General features: G+C 56.4%; 20 protein-coding genes. 14 read left to right on the forward strand and 6 right to left on the reverse strand.

What is annotated here, in order from left to right:
• The first annotated feature begins 3 nt into the window (after positions 1-3).
• Together urtE and zinT are read left to right on the forward strand one after the other, a co-directional pair.
• The gene (gene urtE, locus OTG14_RS07215) at positions 4-702 is read left to right on the forward strand and encodes an urea ABC transporter ATP-binding subunit UrtE (protein ID WP_024908443.1); all 699 of its coding nucleotides are present in this window, start codon (positions 4-6) and stop codon (positions 700-702) included.
• A gap of 52 nt (positions 703-754) precedes the next feature.
• Entirely contained in the window at positions 755-1,396 is a 642-nt protein-coding gene (zinT, locus tag OTG14_RS07220) for a metal-binding protein ZinT (RefSeq protein ID WP_267215199.1), read from the forward strand.
• A gap of 46 nt (positions 1,397-1,442) precedes the next feature.
• Here zinT and ydeE read toward each other — a convergent pair whose 3' ends face one another.
• Positions 1,443-2,636 (reverse strand): efflux MFS transporter YdeE, encoded by a 1,194-nt coding sequence (gene ydeE / locus OTG14_RS07225; RefSeq protein ID WP_267214813.1) that lies wholly within the window; start codon positions 2,634-2,636, stop codon positions 1,443-1,445.
• A 194-nt stretch (positions 2,637-2,830) separates the two neighbouring features.
• Between ydeE and eamA the strand changes: the two genes are divergently transcribed.
• Positions 2,831-3,736, forward strand: a complete 906-nt coding sequence (eamA, locus tag OTG14_RS07230) for an O-acetylserine/cysteine exporter (RefSeq protein ID WP_061715153.1) — start codon at positions 2,831-2,833, stop codon at positions 3,734-3,736.
• A gap of 32 nt (positions 3,737-3,768) precedes the next feature.
• On the opposite strand, the gene marB is transcribed toward eamA, so the two are convergent.
• Genes marB through marR form a run of 3 tightly spaced genes read right to left on the reverse strand, consistent with a single transcriptional unit; the run spans position 3,769 to position 4,857 of the window.
• A complete protein-coding gene (gene marB, locus OTG14_RS07235; RefSeq protein WP_023335698.1) occupies positions 3,769-3,987 on the reverse strand; it encodes a multiple antibiotic resistance protein MarB in 219 nt (72 codons plus the stop codon).
• A 33-nt stretch (positions 3,988-4,020) separates the two neighbouring features.
• Positions 4,021-4,401, reverse strand: coding sequence for an MDR efflux pump AcrAB transcriptional activator MarA (marA, locus tag OTG14_RS07240; RefSeq protein ID WP_008502237.1), 381 nt, complete (start codon positions 4,399-4,401; stop codon positions 4,021-4,023).
• A 21-nt stretch (positions 4,402-4,422) separates the two neighbouring features.
• A complete protein-coding gene (marR, locus tag OTG14_RS07245) occupies positions 4,423-4,857 on the reverse strand; it encodes a multiple antibiotic resistance transcriptional regulator MarR (RefSeq protein WP_032647191.1) in 435 nt (144 codons plus the stop codon).
• Positions 4,858-5,112: 255 nt separating this feature from the next.
• On the opposite strand from marR, the gene OTG14_RS07250 reads away from it, so the two are divergent.
• Positions 5,113-5,778: a MarC family NAAT transporter gene (locus OTG14_RS07250; RefSeq protein WP_024908448.1), complete on the forward strand. Its 666-nt coding sequence runs from the start codon at positions 5,113-5,115 to the stop codon at positions 5,776-5,778.
• Between the two features lie 56 nt (positions 5,779-5,834).
• On the opposite strand, the gene OTG14_RS07255 is transcribed toward OTG14_RS07250, so the two are convergent.
• Positions 5,835-7,031 (reverse strand): sugar transporter, encoded by a 1,197-nt coding sequence (locus OTG14_RS07255; protein ID WP_267214814.1) that lies wholly within the window; start codon positions 7,029-7,031, stop codon positions 5,835-5,837.
• Positions 7,032-7,208: 177 nt separating this feature from the next.
• Between OTG14_RS07255 and OTG14_RS07260 the strand changes: the two genes are divergently transcribed.
• The 3 genes from OTG14_RS07260 to OTG14_RS07270 all read left to right on the forward strand — a co-directional run bounded on the left by OTG14_RS07260 (position 7,209) and on the right by OTG14_RS07270 (position 9,390).
• Positions 7,209-7,997, forward strand: a complete 789-nt coding sequence (locus OTG14_RS07260; protein ID WP_267214815.1) for a PhzF family phenazine biosynthesis protein — start codon at positions 7,209-7,211, stop codon at positions 7,995-7,997.
• 27 nt (positions 7,998-8,024) lie between these two features.
• A complete protein-coding gene (locus tag OTG14_RS07265; RefSeq protein WP_267214816.1) occupies positions 8,025-8,816 on the forward strand; it encodes a PhzF family phenazine biosynthesis protein in 792 nt (263 codons plus the stop codon).
• A gap of 91 nt (positions 8,817-8,907) precedes the next feature.
• The gene (locus OTG14_RS07270) at positions 8,908-9,390 is read left to right on the forward strand and encodes a GNAT family N-acetyltransferase (RefSeq protein ID WP_267214817.1); all 483 of its coding nucleotides are present in this window, start codon (positions 8,908-8,910) and stop codon (positions 9,388-9,390) included.
• Here the strand turns inward: OTG14_RS07270 and ptrR are convergent.
• Positions 9,344-10,222 (reverse strand): putrescine utilization regulator PtrR, encoded by an 879-nt coding sequence (ptrR, locus tag OTG14_RS07275; RefSeq protein WP_267214818.1) that lies wholly within the window; start codon positions 10,220-10,222, stop codon positions 9,344-9,346. The genes OTG14_RS07270 and ptrR overlap by 47 nt on opposite strands.
• A gap of 98 nt (positions 10,223-10,320) precedes the next feature.
• On the opposite strand from ptrR, the gene sad reads away from it, so the two are divergent.
• From sad to OTG14_RS07310, 7 genes are all read left to right on the forward strand, one after another.
• On the forward strand, positions 10,321-11,709 hold the full coding sequence (gene sad, locus OTG14_RS07280; RefSeq protein WP_267214819.1) for a succinate-semialdehyde dehydrogenase: 1,389 nt from the start codon (positions 10,321-10,323) through the stop codon (positions 11,707-11,709).
• A 111-nt stretch (positions 11,710-11,820) separates the two neighbouring features.
• The gene (locus tag OTG14_RS07285) at positions 11,821-13,410 is read left to right on the forward strand and encodes a methyl-accepting chemotaxis protein (protein ID WP_267214820.1); all 1,590 of its coding nucleotides are present in this window, start codon (positions 11,821-11,823) and stop codon (positions 13,408-13,410) included.
• Between the two features lie 62 nt (positions 13,411-13,472).
• Positions 13,473-14,399, forward strand: a complete 927-nt coding sequence (glsB, locus tag OTG14_RS07290) for a glutaminase B (RefSeq protein WP_024908464.1) — start codon at positions 13,473-13,475, stop codon at positions 14,397-14,399.
• On the forward strand, positions 14,399-14,755 hold the full coding sequence (locus OTG14_RS07295) for a DUF4186 domain-containing protein (RefSeq protein WP_024908465.1): 357 nt from the start codon (positions 14,399-14,401) through the stop codon (positions 14,753-14,755). The genes glsB and OTG14_RS07295 overlap by 1 nt, the downstream gene beginning before the upstream one ends.
• Before the next feature lie 113 nt (positions 14,756-14,868).
• Positions 14,869-16,308, forward strand: a complete 1,440-nt coding sequence (locus OTG14_RS07300) for a sensor domain-containing diguanylate cyclase (RefSeq protein WP_048991643.1) — start codon at positions 14,869-14,871, stop codon at positions 16,306-16,308.
• A 119-nt stretch (positions 16,309-16,427) separates the two neighbouring features.
• The gene (locus OTG14_RS07305; RefSeq protein ID WP_024908467.1) at positions 16,428-17,393 is read left to right on the forward strand and encodes a sensor domain-containing diguanylate cyclase; all 966 of its coding nucleotides are present in this window, start codon (positions 16,428-16,430) and stop codon (positions 17,391-17,393) included.
• Between the two features lie 82 nt (positions 17,394-17,475).
• A complete protein-coding gene (locus tag OTG14_RS07310; protein ID WP_267214821.1) occupies positions 17,476-18,003 on the forward strand; it encodes a GNAT family N-acetyltransferase in 528 nt (175 codons plus the stop codon).
• Positions 18,004-18,053 lie beyond the last annotated feature (50 nt).

The raw sequence follows: 18,053 nt of genomic DNA on the forward strand, positions 1-18,053 counted from the left end.
GGAATGTTACAGGTCAACGAACTGAATCAGTATTACGGCGGCAGCCATATCCTGCGCGGCGTGAGCTTTGAGGCTAACACTGGCGAAGTCACCTGCCTGCTGGGGCGCAACGGCGTCGGGAAAACCACGCTGCTGAAGTGTCTGATGGGGCTGATCCCGGCGAAAACCGGGGAGGTCATCTGGCAGGGTAAAAAGATTACCCACAGCAGGCCGCATCAGCGGGTGCAGACTGGCGTGGCGTATGTTCCGCAGGGGCGCGAGATTTTCTCGCGCCTGACCGTGGAAGAGAACCTTCTGCTGGGGCTGTCGCGATTTTCCGCCCGCGAGGCGAAGCAGGTGCCCGAAGAGATCTGGCAGCTGTTCCCGGTGCTTAAAGAGATGAAGCATCGTCGCGGGGGCGATCTCTCCGGCGGGCAACAGCAGCAGCTGGCGATTGGGCGCGCGCTGGCGAGTCGTCCGCAGCTGCTGATTCTGGATGAGCCGACCGAAGGCATACAGCCGTCGGTGATTAAAGAGATTGGTCAGGTGATCCGCACTCTGGCGGACCGGGGGGATATGGCGATCCTGCTGGTTGAGCAATTTTACGACTTTGCCGCCGAGCTGGCAGACAGCTATCTGCTAATGTCGCGCGGCACCATTATTCAGCGCGGACGGGGTGAGAACATGGAGCAGGAGGGCGTGCGCGGCCTGGTTGCGATCTGATATGTTATAATATAACATTCTCGTTCTTATCAAACGGAATGAGGGTGTTATGTTGACTGCACATATTGGAAAATTTGCCATGACTCTGGGGGCGCTGCTGGTCAGCGGCCAGTTGTTTGCTCACTCGCACGGCCATCAGATGACTGAAGCGGAACAGAAAGCGGCGAACGGCGTGTTTGAGGATAAAGACGTGAAGGACAGAACGCTGTCTGACTGGGACGGGACCTGGCAGTCGGTCTATCCGTTCCTGCTTGATGGTTCGCTCGATCCGGTCTTTAAACAGAAAGCGCAGAAAGACAAAAGTAAAACCTTTGACGAGGTGAAAGCCTACTACCGAACGGGTTATGCGACGGACGTGGATGCCATCGGCATCGAAAATAACGTGATGGAGTTCCATCAGGGTAAAGCAGTCAGCCGTTGTCAGTATGATTACAGCGGCTACAAAATTCTGACCTACGCGTCAGGTAAGAAAGGCGTTCGCTATCTGTTTGAGTGTAAGGATGCCGCTAGCAAGGCGCCGAAGTTCGTGCAGTTCAGCGACCATACCATCGGACCGAAGGCCTCGTCTCACTTCCATATTTTCATGGGCAATATCTCCCACGAGGCGCTGCTGAAAGAGATGAATAACTGGCCGACCTATTACCCGAACGAGATGTATAAAGAGCAGGTGGTGGAGGAGATGTTGCACCACTGATGCTTTATTGCCGGGTGGCGGCTGCGCCTTACCCGGCCTGCATTTGCTACGCCGCTTTGGGCGACTCGCACCACGACTTCACGCTCATCCCGCGCAAAATCATCAGCCATGCGACAACAATGGCGACCATCATGATGACAAACAAGGACCAGTGCGGCAGGTTGGTCAGGATGATACCGGTGATCATCGGGTTTGCCGCCGCGCCGAGCCAACCCAGCGCCTGCGCGGAGAAATAGCTCGCCTTCATTCCCGGTGGCGCAATGTTGTCGATCAGCATGTATTCACCCGGCGCATAGATAATCTCACCCAGCGTGAAAATGGCGGCAGCAATGCCCCAGTAGACCAGGTTCTCTCCGGAGAGCATAAAGCCGCCCAGCCCCACGATAAAAAACAGGGTGGCGAGGGTCATCAGCGGGCGGATATTGCTGGCTGAGATTTTGCGGCCCAGCGCATATTGCAGCGTCACCACCACGGCGGCGTTGACCGGGAGCACCACGGCCACCACCTTTTCGGCGAAATCACTGTCCGCATGCGCGGCCAGAACGTATTGCGAAATACAGCTCGCGAACGACCCGCCCACGTAGGACGCCAGCAGGCCAGAGAGTGTGTACCAGAACAGCGCGCGGTCTTTCAGTAATACCGACGGCTGCCAGGGCGTCTTCTCCTCGGTAGTATCGAGCGCCACGCTTTTTTGCACAAAGAAATGGATAAAGCCCAGCGGCAGCGCGGCGCAGAAGGCCGCCAGCCAGAACGGTAGCTGCAGGCTGTACATCACCAGCAGGGTGCCAATTGGTGGTCCGATCGTCCAGCCAATGTTCAGGAAGCTGTAGTTCAGCGAGAAGACGCGCGCTTTCTGGCTCGCGGTGAGCACGTCGGAGAACCAGGCCTTCAGCACCGTCGAAAAGACGGAATAGGCGCAGTTGATCAGCGCAAAGAACAACACCACCAGCGTGACGTTATCGACCAGCGGGATCGCGACAAAGCCGGCGATAAAGGCCACGATGGCGATCAGCATGTAGCGTTTTTTATCAAACTTATCGGCAAGAATGCCAAATCCCAGGCTGAACACCACGCCGATAGTCAGCGCAATCGTCAGGGCATAACCAATATTCTCGACGCTCATGCTGTAGACGCGCGTGAGATAGATGGTCATAAACGGCAGCGTTGCCCCTCGACCAATGGTTAACAACAATGACGATGCCAGCAGCGCTGCGGTTGAGCGCCTGAGAGATGGTTTCATATTCCTGCCCGACAGTTGCTTATGCTTTTATTAGATGTGTGTTAACAGGATTACCATGACATAAGGGGCTTGTATAGCACCTGATTTATCCCTAAGTGCTTCAGCTGCCTGCCAGAAATAATGATCTTCTCTCGGCGCACTTTTTTCTGTTACCTTGAAGTGTTAACAAATTATTAATAATTCAGGGGCTGGGTATGACGCGTAAAGACGGGCTGCTGGCGTTGCTGGTGGTCGTAGTATGGGGGCTCAACTTTGTGGTCATTAAGCTGGGGCTGCACAACATGCCGCCGCTGATGCTGGCCGGTTTACGCTTTATGCTGGTCGCTTTTCCGGCCATCTTCTTTGTCGCCCGCCCGAAGATCCCATTGAAACTGCTGCTGGGCTACGGTCTGACCATTAGCTTTGGCCAGTTCGCGTTTCTCTTCTGCGCCATCAAGTTCGGTATGCCGGCGGGTCTTGCCTCGCTGGTGTTACAGGCGCAGGCGTTCTTTACCATTATTCTCGGGGCGTTCGTGTTTGGCGAGCGTCTGCAGGGCAAACAGCTGGCGGGGATCACCCTGGCGGTGTTCGGCGTGCTGGTGCTGATCGAGGCCAGCCTGAATGGTCAGCATGTGGCGCTGCTCGGGTTTATGTTGACGCTGGCGGCGGGGCTGAGCTGGGCCTGCGGGAATATCTTCAACAAGCTGATCATGCAGCACGAGGCGCGCCCGGCGGTGATGTCGCTGGTGGTGTGGAGCGCACTGATCCCGGTTATTCCGTTTCTGCTGGCGTCGAGTATTCTGGACGGTCCGGCGGTGATGTTGAACAGTCTGGTTGACATCGATATGACCACGATCCTTTCTCTTGTCTATCTGGCCTTTGTCGCTACCATTGTGGGCTACGGGATCTGGGGATCGCTGCTGGGACGGTATGAAACCTGGCGCGTCGCACCGTTATCTCTGCTGGTACCGGTGGTAGGGCTTGCCAGTGCGGCACTCTTACTGGATGAAACGCTAAGCGCGCTGCAGCTGTTTGGCGCCGTGCTGATCATGGCCGGGCTGTACATTAACGTGTTTGGTCTGCGGGTTCGTCGGACGACGCGGGTAAGCGAAAAGGCATAAAAAAAGCCCCGCGTCTGCGGGGCAAAAACGAATCAGAGGCCGTGCTGATTATAATAAGGCACGCCTAATTCGTCGGATTTGTCGCTACCAGCACCCATATGGTTGAAATCATAAGGCGACTGGTCATGTGCTGACGGCAAAATCATCGTATCAGGATTATTTTGCTGCGTTGCACGAGGGGTTTGCTCCGCGAAGGTCTGGCTGGAGAACAGCACCAGCAAGGCGAGGGCGGCGGAGGCGATAACTTTCATGATTTCCTCGGTTACGTCTGTTACAGGCGATGATTAACTACAGTGTTTTAACGGATACAGGTATCGGGATTCGCCCGGCACGCTGGTGATTCGGTACTTATGAGGCGGCACGTCAAAATAGTTCTTGAACGTACGCGTCAGGGTTTGCTGCGATTCAAATCCGTAACGCTCCGCCAGATAAAGGATCGGCTCATTGCTTTCTTTCAGTTTCTGGGCAATTTCCGTCAGCTTGCGGCTGCGAATATATTGACCTAATGAATGACCGGTCTCTTTTTTGAACATCCGTTGCAGGTGCCATTTGGAGTAACCCGAACGCTCTGACACTTTTTCAAGGGAGAGCGGCGATTCCAGGTTATCTTCGATCCAGTCCAAAATGCTATGAATGGTAATAGCGTCAGTATTGCGTCTGGACATCGTCATACCTCTTTTTTCTGTTTACGGCAGGATTTTCTTCAGCAAAAGCTCAAGGGTTGCCACTTCATCTGCCGTTAAGTTTTTTGTTAGTTCCTGATGCAGTGTTTGTCCTACTAATTGATGACATTGCTCGCACATGTCCGCGCCATCGCTGGTTAGCTTCACCAGTACGCCGCGTTTGTCATTCGGGTTAGGGCTTCGTTCTATCCATCCTTTGCAGACGAGACGATCGAGCATGCGGGTTAACGCGCCCAGATCGACAGAGAGCACCTTTTTCAGCTCAACCGGCGTGATACACACTTCGCAGCGAATGGAACACAGCACTTTGAACTGTGTTGCGGTGATATCCAGCGGTGACAGGTAGTCATTGAGCAGGCGATCTTTTTTCTGATTGACCATATGAATAAGACGACCCAGCGGAACAACGTCGTTAAAGATATCACTGGTGCTTTTCACAATGGTTGCCCTGGCAAGTAATTAGTCACGGCAGATATTATTGCTCAGGCAAGTATAAGTCAACTGAATGAGTCAGCCGATGCCACGAATTGCTAAAACGTTTCATGAACTTTTTTTGAGGTCTTTCAAATCAGATAGATAACTGACAGTTATCTTTTCAGAAGGGAAATAATCGTTACGTTACACCCATGGCTGAATGTCACACTTTCACCCTATAATTGCTGTGTTAAATATGGATAAGGACAACAACGCACTATGTTGGATTTAATTAAAGCAATCAGCCTTGGGCTGGTGGTCTTGCTGCCGTTGGCTAACCCGTTAACGACGGTGGCGCTATTCCTCGGGCTGGCAGGGAATATGAACAGCGCCGAGCGCAACCATCAGTCGATGATGGCCTCGGTGTATGTGTTTGCCATCATGATGGTGGCTTATTACGCCGGACAGGTGGTGATGAATACCTTCGGGATTTCCATCCCGGGCCTGCGTATCGCCGGGGGGCTGATTGTGGCCTTTATTGGTTTCCGCATGCTGTTCCCGGCGCAAAAAGCGCATGAGTCGCCGGAAGCGGCCAGCAAATCGGAAGAGCTGGAAACCGAACCGAGTGCCAATATCGCCTTTGTGCCGATTGCCATGCCGAGCACGGCGGGGCCGGGTACCATCGCGATGATCATCAGCTCCGCGTCGACGGTGCGTGACAGCGCAACCTTCCCGGACTGGGTACTGACGGTTGCGCCACCGCTGATTTTTGCGATTATCGGTCTTATCGTGTGGGTGTCGCTGCGCAGCTCTGGCGCCATTATGCGCTGGGTAGGCAAGGGCGGTATCGAAGCGATTTCCCGCCTGATGGGCTTCTTACTGGTCTGTATGGGCGTGCAGTTTATTATTAACGGCGTGCTGGAAATTATTAAGACCTATCATTGATGTCTATCATTGATGTGATTGCCGGGTAAGGCGTAGCCGCCACCCGGCAAGAAGGCTCACCCGTGCTGCCCCTGTTCCTCCAGCGCCACCGGCCATTTACGGAAGATGAGCACCGACCAGACAAGCGCCACCAGGGCCGGAATAGCCCCCAGATAGCCAATCGCCGACATCGACACGTGCAGTATGACCTGATTTCCCACCAGCGCGCCCGCGCCAATCCCCAGATTGAAAATCCCGGAGAATAGCGACATGGCAACGTCCGTTGCATCCGGCGCCAGGGCCAGCACTTTCACCTGCATGCCCAGACCAATAATCATGATCGCCACGCCCCAGAATAGGCTGAGGATCGCCAGATGGCTCTCACTGCCCGCGGCGGGCATCAGCAACAGCAGACAGCCCAGCAGCAGGCCGATGGCGCTGCTCACCAGCAGGGAGGCGTGCCGGTTACCCAGCTTGCCAAACAGTACGCTGCCAATAATGCCCGCGCCGCCGAGGATCAGCAGTAAGACGGTAGCAAAGTTGGCGCTAAAGCCCGCCACCACCTGCACAAACGGTTCAATGTAGCTATACGCCGTGTAATGGGCCGTCACCACAATGACGGTCAGCAGGTAGATACTCAGCAGCGCCGGGCGACGCATCAGCAGCGGCAGGCTTTTCAGCGAGCCGGAATGTTCGCTCGGCAGCGCGGGCAGCAGTTTAATCAGACATACCAGCGTAACCAGCGCACCCATACCGATGGCGAAGAAGGTCGTACGCCAGCCGAAGTATTGCCCCACGATGCGGCCAATTGGCAGACCCAGCACCATCGCCAGTGCGGTACCGGTAGCAATCAGGCTCAGCGCCTGCGCGCGTTTCCCTGCCGGCGCCAGGCGAATCGCCAGCGACGCGGTGATAGACCAGAACACCGCATGGGCAAAGGCGATGCCGATGCGGCTCATGACCAGCACCGTAAAATTCCACGCCATAAATGACAGCACGTGGCTCGCAATGAACAAGACAAACAGACCGATCAGCAGCCTGCGCCGCTCCATCTGGCTGGTCAGCAGCATAAACGGCAGGGACATTAGCGCCACTACCCAGGCGTAGATGGTCAACATAATGCCCACCTGAGCCGTTTCCATCTGGAAACTTTCAGCGATGTCAGACAACAGCCCAACCGGAACAAATTCTGTGGTATTAAAAATAAACGCGGCAATGGCCAGCGTGACAACGCGTAGCCACGCAACCCTGCGGGAAACTGTGTTCATTGTCATAGGGATGTCGGAGATTCGTTGCTGTAAAGAAGAGGAGACGATCTTAAAACGTCAAACGGCGAAAACTCAACCATTATGTGATGCAGATCTCAATATTTACCTTATAAAAGCGGTAGCCGGGAACGCTGTTTTCATTGAATATAAAAGAACAACATAATAAAAACAGGCGGTAAGACAATGCAGGAGATTGATTTTTATCTGGTCGATGCGTTCAGCGATACCTCGTTCGGCGGCAACCCGGCAGCCGTTTGCCCGCTGAAAGCGTGGTTGCCCGATGAGACCTTACTGAAAATGGCGCAGCAGCATAATCAGTCGGAAACGGCTTTTTTCGTCTGCAGTAAAGGGGGCATTGAGCTCCGCTGGTTTACCACGCTCACCGAAGTCAATCTCTGCGGCCACGCTACGCTGGCGGCCGCGCACGTGCTGTTTACCGAGCTGGATTACCCGGATTCGCGGATCCACTTTGAAACCGCCTCTGGCCGCCTGACGGTCAGCCGGGAGGGGGAGTGGATGACGCTGGACTTCCCGGCATGTCCAACCCATGAAGAGATGCCCCCGCCTGAGATGCTCTCGGCGCTGGGTATCAGCCGCTACGTTGAAGCCCGTAAAGGGCGCGCCTGGGTCATCGTTCTTGAAAATCGCCAGCAGGTCGAGGCCCTCGCGCCACACTTTTCGGCGATGACGCCGGGCGAGCATAAGGTGAGCGTGACGGCGCGCGGTGAGGGGGAATACGATTTTGTCAGCCGCTTTTTCTCACCGGGCGTTTCCGTCCCGGAGGACCCGGTCACCGGCTCCGCGCACACCATGCTGATCCCGTACTGGAGCGAAAAGCTGGGCAAAACGACGATGTTTGCCCGTCAGGTTTCAGCGCGCGGTGGCGATGTGCGCTGTGAGCTGAAAGGCTCGCGGGTGCTGATGAGCGGGCAGGCCACATTTTATCTGAAAGGCACAGTTTTTCTGCGCTAAATAGCCATAACAAGAGAGGAAGAGACAATGCAGGAAATTGATTTTTATCTGGTGGATGCCTTCAGCGACAAAACCTTTGGTGGCAACGCCGCAGCGGTATGTCCTCTGGAAGAGTGGCTGCCGGACGAGACGCTGCTCAAAATGGCGCAGCAGCATAACCAGTCTGAGACCGCCTTTTTCGTGCGCACCGACGGTGGGTTTGAGCTGCGCTGGTTTACCACGCTGGATGAAATTAACCTCTGCGGACACGCTACGCTTGCCGCATCGCACGTCATTTTCGAATACCTTGATTACCCGCATACCGAAATCATCTTCACCACCCGCTTCGTGGGCGAGCTGACGGTTAAGCGCAGCGGCGACTGGCTGACGCTGAACTTCCCCGCGTGGTCGACGGAGGTTGTGGATAATCCTCCCGAGGTGCTGTTTAGCGCCCTGGGCATCACGGCGGCAAAAGAGGTGCGCGAGGGTCGGGATTACATGGTGGTGCTGGAGAGCCAGCAGCAGGTGGAGGCGTTAACGCCGGATATCGGTGCCATGCTTCCGCTGGATAAGATGGTCTGCGTGACGGCGCCGGGCGAAGAATATGACTTCGTCAGCCGCTTCTTCTGCCCGGGCGAAGGGGTGCCGGAAGATCCGGTTACCGGATCTGCCCACAGCATGCTGATCCCGTACTGGAGTGAAAAGCTGGGCAAAACGTCGCTCAATGCCCGCCAGGTGTCGCACCGTGGAGGGGATCTGCGCTGCGAGCTGAAGGGCGACCGCGTGCTGATCGGCGGTCAGGCCACCCTGTATCTGAAAGGGCGTGTCTTTTTGCGCTAACAGGGCGGAGCGATAAGTTAATACTATGTAGCACCCTGGCAGGCCTGCGCTATGTTGAAATTTAGCCTCATAAAAAAGCAAGGAGCCTGCCATGTATTCCATTACCTCTGAATCTGCACGTCACCCGGACATTCTTAGCCTGATCGCGGCGCTTGACCGCTATCAGAGCGAACTCTATCCCGCTGAAAGTAATCATCTGCTCGATCTGGCTGCGCTGCCGGAAGCCTCGCTGATCCTGATGATCATTCGCGACCAGCAGCTTCAGGCCGTTGGCTGTGGCGCTATCGTGCTCAACGGCGACGGTACGGGCGAGATGAAGCGGGTCTATATTGACCCGGCCCATCGTGGCCAGCATCTGGGAGAGATGCTGCTGGCCGCCCTGGAAGATGAAGCTCTGAGCCGTCATTGCCATACGGTACGGCTGGAGACGGGCATCAAGCAGCATGCCGCGGTGCGTCTTTATGAACAGTGCGGATACGATTTGTGCCCGGCGTTTGCCCCGTACGTTGACGACCCGCTCAGCCTGTTTATGGAGAAGGCGCTGGTTGAAGACGTTCGTTTAGCAGCGCTATAAAGGCCTCCAGCTGGCGGGTCATCGCCCCGCGTCGCCACACCAGCCAGGTGGTGAGCCAGCGCCAGTTTTCTGCCAGCGGCCAGGCTTCCACCTGATGATGCCCAGGCATACTTTCCAGCATCGAGCGCGGCATCAGCGCGATGCCCGCGCCCGCAATAACGCAGGCGAGCATGCCGTGATAGGACTCCATCTCATGAATGCGGCCGGGCGCGGCGCGGTCAGCGTGAAACCAGCTCTCCAGGTGTCGGCGATACGAGCAGTTGGCGCGAAAGGCATAAACGTCGCTGCCGCTGACCTGCGCGGCGCGCGTCACCTCAACATGCCCGGCAGGCGTGACCAGCATCATCTCTTCCCGGTAGACCGGCATGCCTTCCAGCTCCGGGTGCGAAAGCGGACCGTCGACGAAGGCGGCGCTTAGGGTTCCCTCCAGTACGCCATCAATCATCGTCCCGGAAGGCCCGGTAGAAAGGGCAAACTGAATACGCGGATAGCGCTGGTTAAACTGCGCCAGCGTTTCAGGAATGCGCACGGCGGCGGTGCTTTCCAGCGCGCCGAGGGCAAATAACCCCTGCGGCTCATCCCCCGCGACAACCATGCGCGCTTCATCCACCAGGGCGAGGATCTGCCTGCTGTAGCGCAGGAAGTTATGGCCAGCCGGGGATAAGCGCAAACGCTGGTTCTCACGAATAAACAGCTCAACGCCCAGATCGGCTTCCAGCTGGCGGATGCGGGTCGTCAGGTTAGACGGCACGCGATGCACCTTCTGCGCCGCCTGGGTGATGCTGCCCGTCAGCGCGACGGCGTTAAACATTTCAAGCTGGGTTAAGTCCATGGCATTCTCGTTTCGTGAATAAGGTGGTTAGTATTATTCATTTTTAAGAAATAGCAGAGTGAGCCACAATCAATCAACCGAAATGCGTGGAGAACATCATGAAATATTCATCTGCTACACATGCCCTCTCTGTTAACCCGGCAACGGGTGAAACCCTCGCTGCGTATCCCTGGGCGACGCGGGAAGAGGTTGAACGCGCGATTTCTCAGTCCGACGCGGGCTATCGCCAGTGGCGACGCGAAAGCGTGTCCCACCGGGCGCAGAAGCTGCGGGATCTCGGCGCCGCGCTGCGAAACCGCGCGGAAGAGATGGCGCAGATTATCTCCCGTGAAATGGGCAAGCCCATCCTGCAGGCGCGAGCGGAAGTGGCAAAGTCCGCCGGTCTGTGTGACTGGTATGCCGAGCACGGCCCGGCAATGCTGCGTGCGGAGCCGACGCTGGTGGAAAACCAGAACGCGGTCATTGAATACCGTCCGCTGGGGCCGATCCTCGCGGTGATGCCGTGGAACTTTCCGCTCTGGCAGGTGCTGCGCGGCGCGGTGCCAATTCTGCTGGCCGGTAACAGCTATCTGCTCAAACATGCGCCCAACGTGCTCGGCTCTGCGGATCTTATAGGGCAGATCTTTGCGGATGCGGGTTTCCCTGAAGGCGTGTTCGGCTGGGTGAACGCCACCAATGACGGCGTCAGCCAGGCGATTAACGATCGTCGTATTGCGGCGGTGACCGTCACCGGCAGCGTGCGTGCCGGGGCAGCCATTGGGGCTCAGGCAGGAGCCGCGCTGAAAAAATGCGTTCTTGAACTGGGCGGCTCAGATCCGTTCATCGTTCTCAACGATGCCGACCTGGATCTCGCCGTGAAGGCGGCGGTAGCGGGTCGCTACCAGAATACCGGGCAGGTGTGCGCGGCGGCAAAACGCTTCATTGTGGAAGAGGGTATTGCGGATACCTTTACCCAACGCTTTGTCGATGCGGTTGCTGCCCTGAAGCTGGGCGCTCCGGACCAGGAAGAAAACTACCTGGGCCCGATGGCGCGTTTTGATCTGCGTGATGAACTGCATCAGCAGGTGCAGGCGACGCTGGCAGAAGGTGCAACGCTGCTGCTGGGCGGTGAGAAAATCAGCGGCGAGGGGAATTACTATGCGCCAACCGTGCTGGCCAATGTCACCCCGTCGATGACGGCGTTCCGCCAGGAGCTGTTTGGTCCGGTCGCGGCCATTACCGTCGCGAAAGACGCGGAGCATGCCTTGATGCTTGCCAACGACAGCGACTTTGGCCTGTCCGCCACCGTCTTTACCGCTGACGCAGCGCTTGCGGATAAATTCTCCCGCGAGCTGGAGTGCGGCGGCGTGTTTATCAACGGCTTTAGCGCCAGCGATGCGCGCGTGGCTTTTGGTGGCGTGAAGAAAAGCGGTTTCGGCCGCGAGCTTTCCCACTTTGGCTTGCACGAGTTCTGTAACGTGCAGACGGTGTGGAAGGATCGCGTGTAATTCTTAATTTCGGCCCTCGTCGTGAGGGCCGTTGTCATTATTCTGCCATGGTTCTGTCATTTTCATTTCGTAGACTCGCACGCGTCTAACGCATTGTAAATGAAGCTAATTATGAACCTAACGCAAATTTTTCGCCGTATTGCGCAGCGTCTCACCCCTCGTCACTTTGGCCTGTTGACGGGCATCTTTTGCATCATTGGCCTTTTCTCCGCGCTGCAGCTCTCCTCGTCACTCCTGCTTAACGCCTCCCTGAACAACGCCCAGCGCAACGAGCAGCTAAATCTGCTGGCCTGGCAGCAGCAGAGCAAGCTGGATCTGGCCCGTGTTTCCCTGCTGGCGGCAAGCGATCTGCTTAACCGGTCCGGCGTCTGGTTTATGCAGGATAAAGAGACCGGATCCGACGGAAGCTGGCATAGCCTGATGGACGATGCGCAAAAGGCGCTGACGGTTTCTCAGCAGGCGTGGAAGGCCTGGCTGGCGCTGAATCCGCCGAAAGATGACGCGCTGGTGAACAGCTATCAGCTTTTCTACGGTGCGATCAACGAGCAGGCTGAAGGTCTGGTAAAAGACAACACCATCGACGCTTTTTTTGCCGTCCCGGCGCAGGCGTTTCAGACGGATTTTAACGACAACTATGCGCGCTATCAGCAGGCAAGCGAGAAGCAGGCCATGCAGGGGCGTCAGAGCTTAATGGCACAGCTCTCCGGTCTGCAAACGTTATTCCTGTTTGCGCCGGTGCTGTTGCTCGCCATCGCCGCTGTCGTCTGGTTCGGCATGTCCAGATGGGTGATCACGCCGCTGCGTCGGTTGATTGCGCATATCAACCGGCTGGCGGCAGGGGATCTCTCCGGCACGCCGCCGGACGTCATGCGCTTCAACCGGGAGATAGGGCAGCTTAGCGACAGTATTGCCACGATGCAGCACGGTCTTCAGCAGCTGGTCACGCAGGTCAGCCATGCCACGGCGACCATGGTGGAGAACATTGGCTCCCTGGCGCAGGGTAACCAGAAGCTGTATCAGCAGTCGGCGCGTCAGGCGAAAGAGCTTGAGGATGTGACGGCGCATATCGCGGCGCTGGAAAACCATGTGGAAGGGAATACCGGCTATGCCAGACTCGCCAGTTCGCGGGCCGATGAAGCGCGTCAGGCCGCCGTGGGCGGAGACCAGATGATGTCGACGGTAAACGCGTCCATGCAGGCGATCGTCGACCGATCGTCCGAGATGCGCGGGATCGTGGCGATGATCGACAGCGTGGCGTTTCAGACCAACATCCTGGCGCTGAATGCGGCCATCGAGGCGGCCCATGCCGGAAACCAGGGGCGCGGGTTTGCCGTCGTCGCCCGGGAGGTTGGATTGCTGGCCAGAAAGAGCAGCCACTCGACGCAGACCATTCAGCAACTGATCAACCGCTCGGTTCAGGGGATTGAAGACGGTTCCCGTGCCGTCACCCGGATGGAAGAGAATCTGCAGCAGGTTACCGGTCTGGTGGGCAATTTAAGCAGTTTGCTGAATGAGATCTCCACCGCCACCCTCAGCCAGGGAGAGAGTATTCACCAGATGACGCGTCAGCTTCAGGCACTGAACCAGGTCTCCCGTCAGACGGACCTGCTGGTCTCTGACGCCTCGGATGCCTCTGAGCGACTGCAAAAGCAATCCGATCTTTTATTGCAGGCCGTTTCGCGTTTTCGTCTTAGCGCCTGACGCAATACATAAGCCTCTGTTATACTCGCAGCCCGTTTTAGCCTGAGGGCAAGGAGCAAAGTGTGGCTGCGGTCATCCATAATGAGATGTTGGACGAGATTCTGGCGCAGGTTCGTCCGTTAATTGGAAAGGGGAAGGTTGCCGACTATATTCCGGCCCTTGCCTCGGTCAGCGGGAATAAGCTGGGCATTGCTATCTGTACTATCGACGGACAGCGATACCAGGCAGGGGATGCAACAGAACGTTTTTCCATTCAGTCCATTTCGAAAGTGCTCAGTCTGGTTGCGGCGATGCGCCAGTATGAAGAAGACGAGATCTGGCAGCGGGTGGGCAAAGATCCGTCCGGCCAGCCTTTTAACTCGCTGCTTCAGCTCGAGATAGAACAGGGTAAACCGCGAAATCCCTTTATCAACGCCGGGGCGCTGGTGGTCTGCGATATGCTGCAAAGCCGCCTCAGCGCACCACGTCAGCGAATGCTTGAGATTGTGCGTCAGCTCTCGGGCGTTGATGATATTACCTATGATACGGTTGTGGCACGCTCGGAGTTTGAACACTCTGCCCGTAACGCGGCCATCGCCTGGCTGATGAAATCCTTCGGTAATTTCCACAACGACGTGGCGACAGTGCTGCAAAACTACTTCCATTACTGCGCCCTGAAAATGAGCTGCGTTGAGCTGGCTCAGACGTTTCTGTTCCTTGCGCACCAGGGGCACGCGCCGCATCTCGATCAGGAAGTCGTTTCGCCGCTTCAGGCTCGTCAGGTTAACGCGCTAATGGCCACCAGCGGGATGTATCAAAACGCCGGCGAGTTTGCCTGGCGCGTTGGGCTTCCGGCTAAATCGGGCGTTGGCGGCGGGGTCGTGGCGATTGTGCCGCATGAAATGGCGATAGCCGTCTGGAGCCCGGAGCTGGATGAAACGGGAAATTCGCTTGCCGGCGTGGCGGTTCTGGAGAAACTGACCCAGCGCCTGGGACGTTCAGTATACTGATGCCCGATCTGGATCCTCTCTTTTCCCGTCTGGCGCGATCGACATTTCGCTCGCGCTTTCGTTTAGGCGATAAAGAACGACAGTACTGCTGGGACAAAGGCCCCGAAACCATTGACCAGCATGCCGCGGATTTTGTCGAAAAGCGCCTTGCGCCTGCACAACCCGCAAATGACGGTAAACAGACGCCTATGCGCGGTCACCCGGTGTTTATCGCCCAGCATGCCACCGCCACCTGTTGTCGGGGCTGCCTGGCAAAATGGCATAACATTCCACAGGGTGTAACGCTCACCGCGCCGCAAAAAAATTATATCGTCAGCGTTATCCACCACTGGCTGGTGCTGCAGATGAACGCCTAAATTTGACGAGTTATGCTCCAGTGGTATTTGTGTTATAGATGCATCCTAAGTTAGTCCCGATCATGCTGACGACCGCAATAATTGCCATAAGCTTTCATATGGAATGATATTTAATGCGTTCTGCTCTTACCGCTTTCAGGCCGTTCCAGCCTGACACGCCGCTGCGAAATGCATCGACGATCTTCATCCTCACCACCTTGTTCTATTTTGTGGGCGCGGAATTACGGCTCGTTGAGGCCCTGTCGCTGTTCTGGCCGCTGAATGGCGTCATGGCAGGGATCTTCGCCCGCTATGTCTACCTTAATCGCCTGCATTACTATGCGGTATGCTATGTCGCGATGCTGTTGTACGACGCGGTGACGACCAACTGGGGTATAGCCTCAGCGGTAATCAACCTGTCTAACATGATCTTTATTGTTGTCGTCGCCGTACTGGTTCAGCGCGACAAGCGACTGATGAAGAAAACCCCCGATCCGCTTAACGCGCTACGCCTGTTTAACTACTGTCTGATTGCCGCGCTGCTTTGTGCCTTGCTCGGCGCGGCGGGGTCGGTCGGGATTGACAGTCACACCTTCTGGCCGCTGTTTGCCGACTGGTTTAGCGAGCAGTTCTCAACCGGCGTGCTTGTTGTGCCCTGTATGCTCACGTTACGTATGCCCGGGCGTGATCTCAGGTTACGTCTGGAGCAGCTGCTGCCGGTGATGGCGCTGATCGTCTCGGTGGTCGCGTCGGTGGTGATTGGCGGAGCGGGGAGCCTCTCGTTTCCTCTGCCAGCGCTTATCTGGTGTGCGGTTCGTTACTCATTGCCTGCGACCTGTCTGCTGACGTTTATCACGGGTGCCACTGAAATCATTTTGGTCGCCAACTCGATTATTAATATTGCCGTGGCGACGCCGTTTACGACGCCAATGATGTTTTCAGCCCGGCTGGGTATCGCCACGATGGCGATCTGCCCGGTGATGGTCTCCGTCAGCATGGCGGCGATTAATTCCCTGATCCGCCAGGTTTCACTGAGGGCGGATTATGACTTTTTAACACACGTCTACTCGCGTTCCGGGCTTTATGAGGCGTTAAAGCATGAAGAGACGTACCGGCATACCCGTTTTTTGACCGTCATGCTGCTGGATATTGATTATTTCAAAAGCATTAATGATAACTACGGCCACGAGTGCGGAGATCGCGTGCTGGCGTCGTTTGCCCGACAGGTTCAGCAGGTCGTTGGCGAAGACGGCATGGTGGCGCGCATGGGCGGGGAAGAGTTCGCTGTGGTGGTTCATTCAGGCGATGCGCAGCACGGTTTTGAACTGGCTGAGCGTATCCGTTCCACCGTTGCCAGCCATCCTTTTACATGGCGTCACCAGACGCTCTTTCTGACGGTCAGTATTGGCCTCGGCAGTGGAAAGGCTGAGTCATGGCAGTTGACCGAGGTCTTCAACAAGCTCATGGCCGAAGCGGACGATCATCTCTATCGTTCAAAAAAAGCGGGTCGAAACCGTACCAGCGCCCGGGTGGCGGACGAGCAAATTGCCGCGCCCACCGGGAGTGAAACATAGCTGCGTTAATCGTCATAAGGCATTGACGTGAATAGTAAGCGACTTAACAGGCTGTCAGAACGCTGACAATGCCTCTGTTTAAGCTACGCTTTTAGTAACGCTTTACGTCAGGAGACATTATGAAAGCACCTGCAACCCCTGAAAATGAAACAGACAGACTCAACTCGCTACGAGAATCCGGTCTGCTTGAGATCGACAGTTCCCCGGCGTTTGACCGGTTAACGCGTCTGGCAAAACGCTTCTTCCAGGTGCCGCTGGCGATGGTCAATCTCATTGATGAGCATTCGCTAATCGTTAAGTCCGCTGATGGTCAGGCACCCGGCTCCGTTCCGCGTAACATCTCATTTTGTGGGCATACGATCCTCACCGAAGCGCCGCTGGTGGTAGGGGATATGCTTCAGGACGATCGTTTTGCGGATAACCCGCTGGTGGCCGGTGAACCTCGCGTGCGGTTTTACGCCGGCTTCCCGCTGCGCCTGCGTGACGGCGCAAGCGTTGGCTCGCTGTGCCTGATTGATTATGCTCCCCGGGAGTTTTCTGCCGCCGACCTCGCCGTCCTGGGAGATCTTGGCGCGCTGGCGGAAGATGAATTTGCTGCCATCAGCGCGGCGACCACGGATGAATTAACCGGGCTATTCAACCGTCGGGGCTTTAATCAACTCGTGCGCTTCACGCTTTCCGTTGCCCGGCGCCGGGCAGAGCCGCTGACGCTCGGCTGGCTGGATTTGGATCGCTTTAAGGAAATTAACGATCGCTTCGGGCATGAAGAGGGGGATAAGGCGCTGAATGCCATGGCGCAACTGATGCGTGCCTCTTTCCGCGAAGCGGATCTGCTGGTTCGTTTTGGCGGGGACGAGTTCGCCGTGCTGTTCGCGGATACGGATGAGCAGGGCGCCTGGATTGCCATGCAGTATCTCGCCGAGCAGGTAGAAAACTATAACGCCCGCAGGTTACACCCCTGGTCGCTTCACTTCTCATGGGGGCTAAGTGAATTCGATCATAACGACAACGACCTGCAGCAGTGGTTAAAAGATGCCGATGAAAAGATGTATGCCATGAAGCAGCAGCGCCAGCGCGCCCGGTGACATAACAAAAGCCTATGTCCGATCCGTTTGCGTTAAGAAGATGTTAAATGCACAGTGATGGTATTCAACGTAAGGAAAAACAATGAATACCTCACTGCAAATCAAAAACCTCACCCGAGACGAAATTCTCACCCACCTTGATGCGCTGGCCGGGATCCTCGAAAATTGTGTGAACGGCGGGGCATCCGTCAGCTTTATGCTTCCCTTTAGCCTGGAGAAGGCCCGCTCTTTCTGGCGCGGCATTGCTGAAAGCGTAGGGCGCAATGAGCGCCTCGTGCTGGCCTGTGTCGACCCGCAGGACGGCGTCATCGGAACGGTGCAGTTAATCACAGACCAGCCGGAAAACCAGCCGCATCGCGCCGATGTGGCGAAGCTGCTGGTTCACGAGAAAGCGCGCCGGAAAGGTGCCGCGATGGCATTGATGGAAGCGCTTGAAGCTGAGGCTCGGGCCAGAGAGATTTCGGTGCTGGTGCTCGATACCTCCACCGGCAGCGGGGCCGAGACGTTCTACCAGCGCGCCGGATGGCAGAAGGTGGGGGAGATCCCGCGCTATGCCCTTATGCCGGACGGCGCCATGACGGCCACGTCTGTGTTCTATAAGTTCTTATGATTATTTTGTACAACTACGCCGTGGATTGATCAAAACAGGGTTCCTGGTCG

It is taken from the genome of Enterobacter pseudoroggenkampii, assembly GCF_026420145.1.
Taxonomy (GTDB): domain Bacteria; phylum Pseudomonadota; class Gammaproteobacteria; order Enterobacterales; family Enterobacteriaceae; genus Enterobacter; species Enterobacter pseudoroggenkampii.

What these genes read in the sequence shown, in the direction of transcription:
- OTG14_RS07295 (WP_024908465.1), top strand. Translation starts at nt 14,399, where the DNA reads ATGCCCGATCTGGATCCTCTCTTTTCCCGTCTGGCGCGATCGACATTT.
- marA (WP_008502237.1), bottom strand. Translation starts at nt 4,401, where the DNA reads ATGTCCAGACGCAATACTGACGCTATTACCATTCATAGCATTTTGGAC.
- ptrR (WP_267214818.1), bottom strand. Translation starts at nt 10,222, where the DNA reads ATGGACTTAACCCAGCTTGAAATGTTTAACGCCGTCGCGCTGACGGGC.
- marB (WP_023335698.1), bottom strand. Translation starts at nt 3,987, where the DNA reads ATGAAAGTTATCGCCTCCGCCGCCCTCGCCTTGCTGGTGCTGTTCTCC.
- eamA (WP_061715153.1), top strand. Translation starts at nt 2,831, where the DNA reads ATGACGCGTAAAGACGGGCTGCTGGCGTTGCTGGTGGTCGTAGTATGG.
- OTG14_RS07255 (WP_267214814.1), bottom strand. Translation starts at nt 7,031, where the DNA reads ATGACAATGAACACAGTTTCCCGCAGGGTTGCGTGGCTACGCGTTGTC.
- ydeE (WP_267214813.1), bottom strand. Translation starts at nt 2,636, where the DNA reads ATGAAACCATCTCTCAGGCGCTCAACCGCAGCGCTGCTGGCATCGTCA.
- OTG14_RS07285 (WP_267214820.1), top strand. Translation starts at nt 11,821, where the DNA reads ATGAACCTAACGCAAATTTTTCGCCGTATTGCGCAGCGTCTCACCCCT.
- OTG14_RS07270 (WP_267214817.1), top strand. Translation starts at nt 8,908, where the DNA reads ATGTATTCCATTACCTCTGAATCTGCACGTCACCCGGACATTCTTAGC.
- OTG14_RS07250 (WP_024908448.1), top strand. Translation starts at nt 5,113, where the DNA reads ATGTTGGATTTAATTAAAGCAATCAGCCTTGGGCTGGTGGTCTTGCTG.
- sad (WP_267214819.1), top strand. Translation starts at nt 10,321, where the DNA reads ATGAAATATTCATCTGCTACACATGCCCTCTCTGTTAACCCGGCAACG.
- OTG14_RS07300 (WP_048991643.1), top strand. Translation starts at nt 14,869, where the DNA reads ATGCGTTCTGCTCTTACCGCTTTCAGGCCGTTCCAGCCTGACACGCCG.
- OTG14_RS07305 (WP_024908467.1), top strand. Translation starts at nt 16,428, where the DNA reads ATGAAAGCACCTGCAACCCCTGAAAATGAAACAGACAGACTCAACTCG.
- OTG14_RS07265 (WP_267214816.1), top strand. Translation starts at nt 8,025, where the DNA reads ATGCAGGAAATTGATTTTTATCTGGTGGATGCCTTCAGCGACAAAACC.
- OTG14_RS07260 (WP_267214815.1), top strand. Translation starts at nt 7,209, where the DNA reads ATGCAGGAGATTGATTTTTATCTGGTCGATGCGTTCAGCGATACCTCG.
- OTG14_RS07310 (WP_267214821.1), top strand. Translation starts at nt 17,476, where the DNA reads ATGAATACCTCACTGCAAATCAAAAACCTCACCCGAGACGAAATTCTC.
- urtE (WP_024908443.1), top strand. Translation starts at nt 4, where the DNA reads ATGTTACAGGTCAACGAACTGAATCAGTATTACGGCGGCAGCCATATC.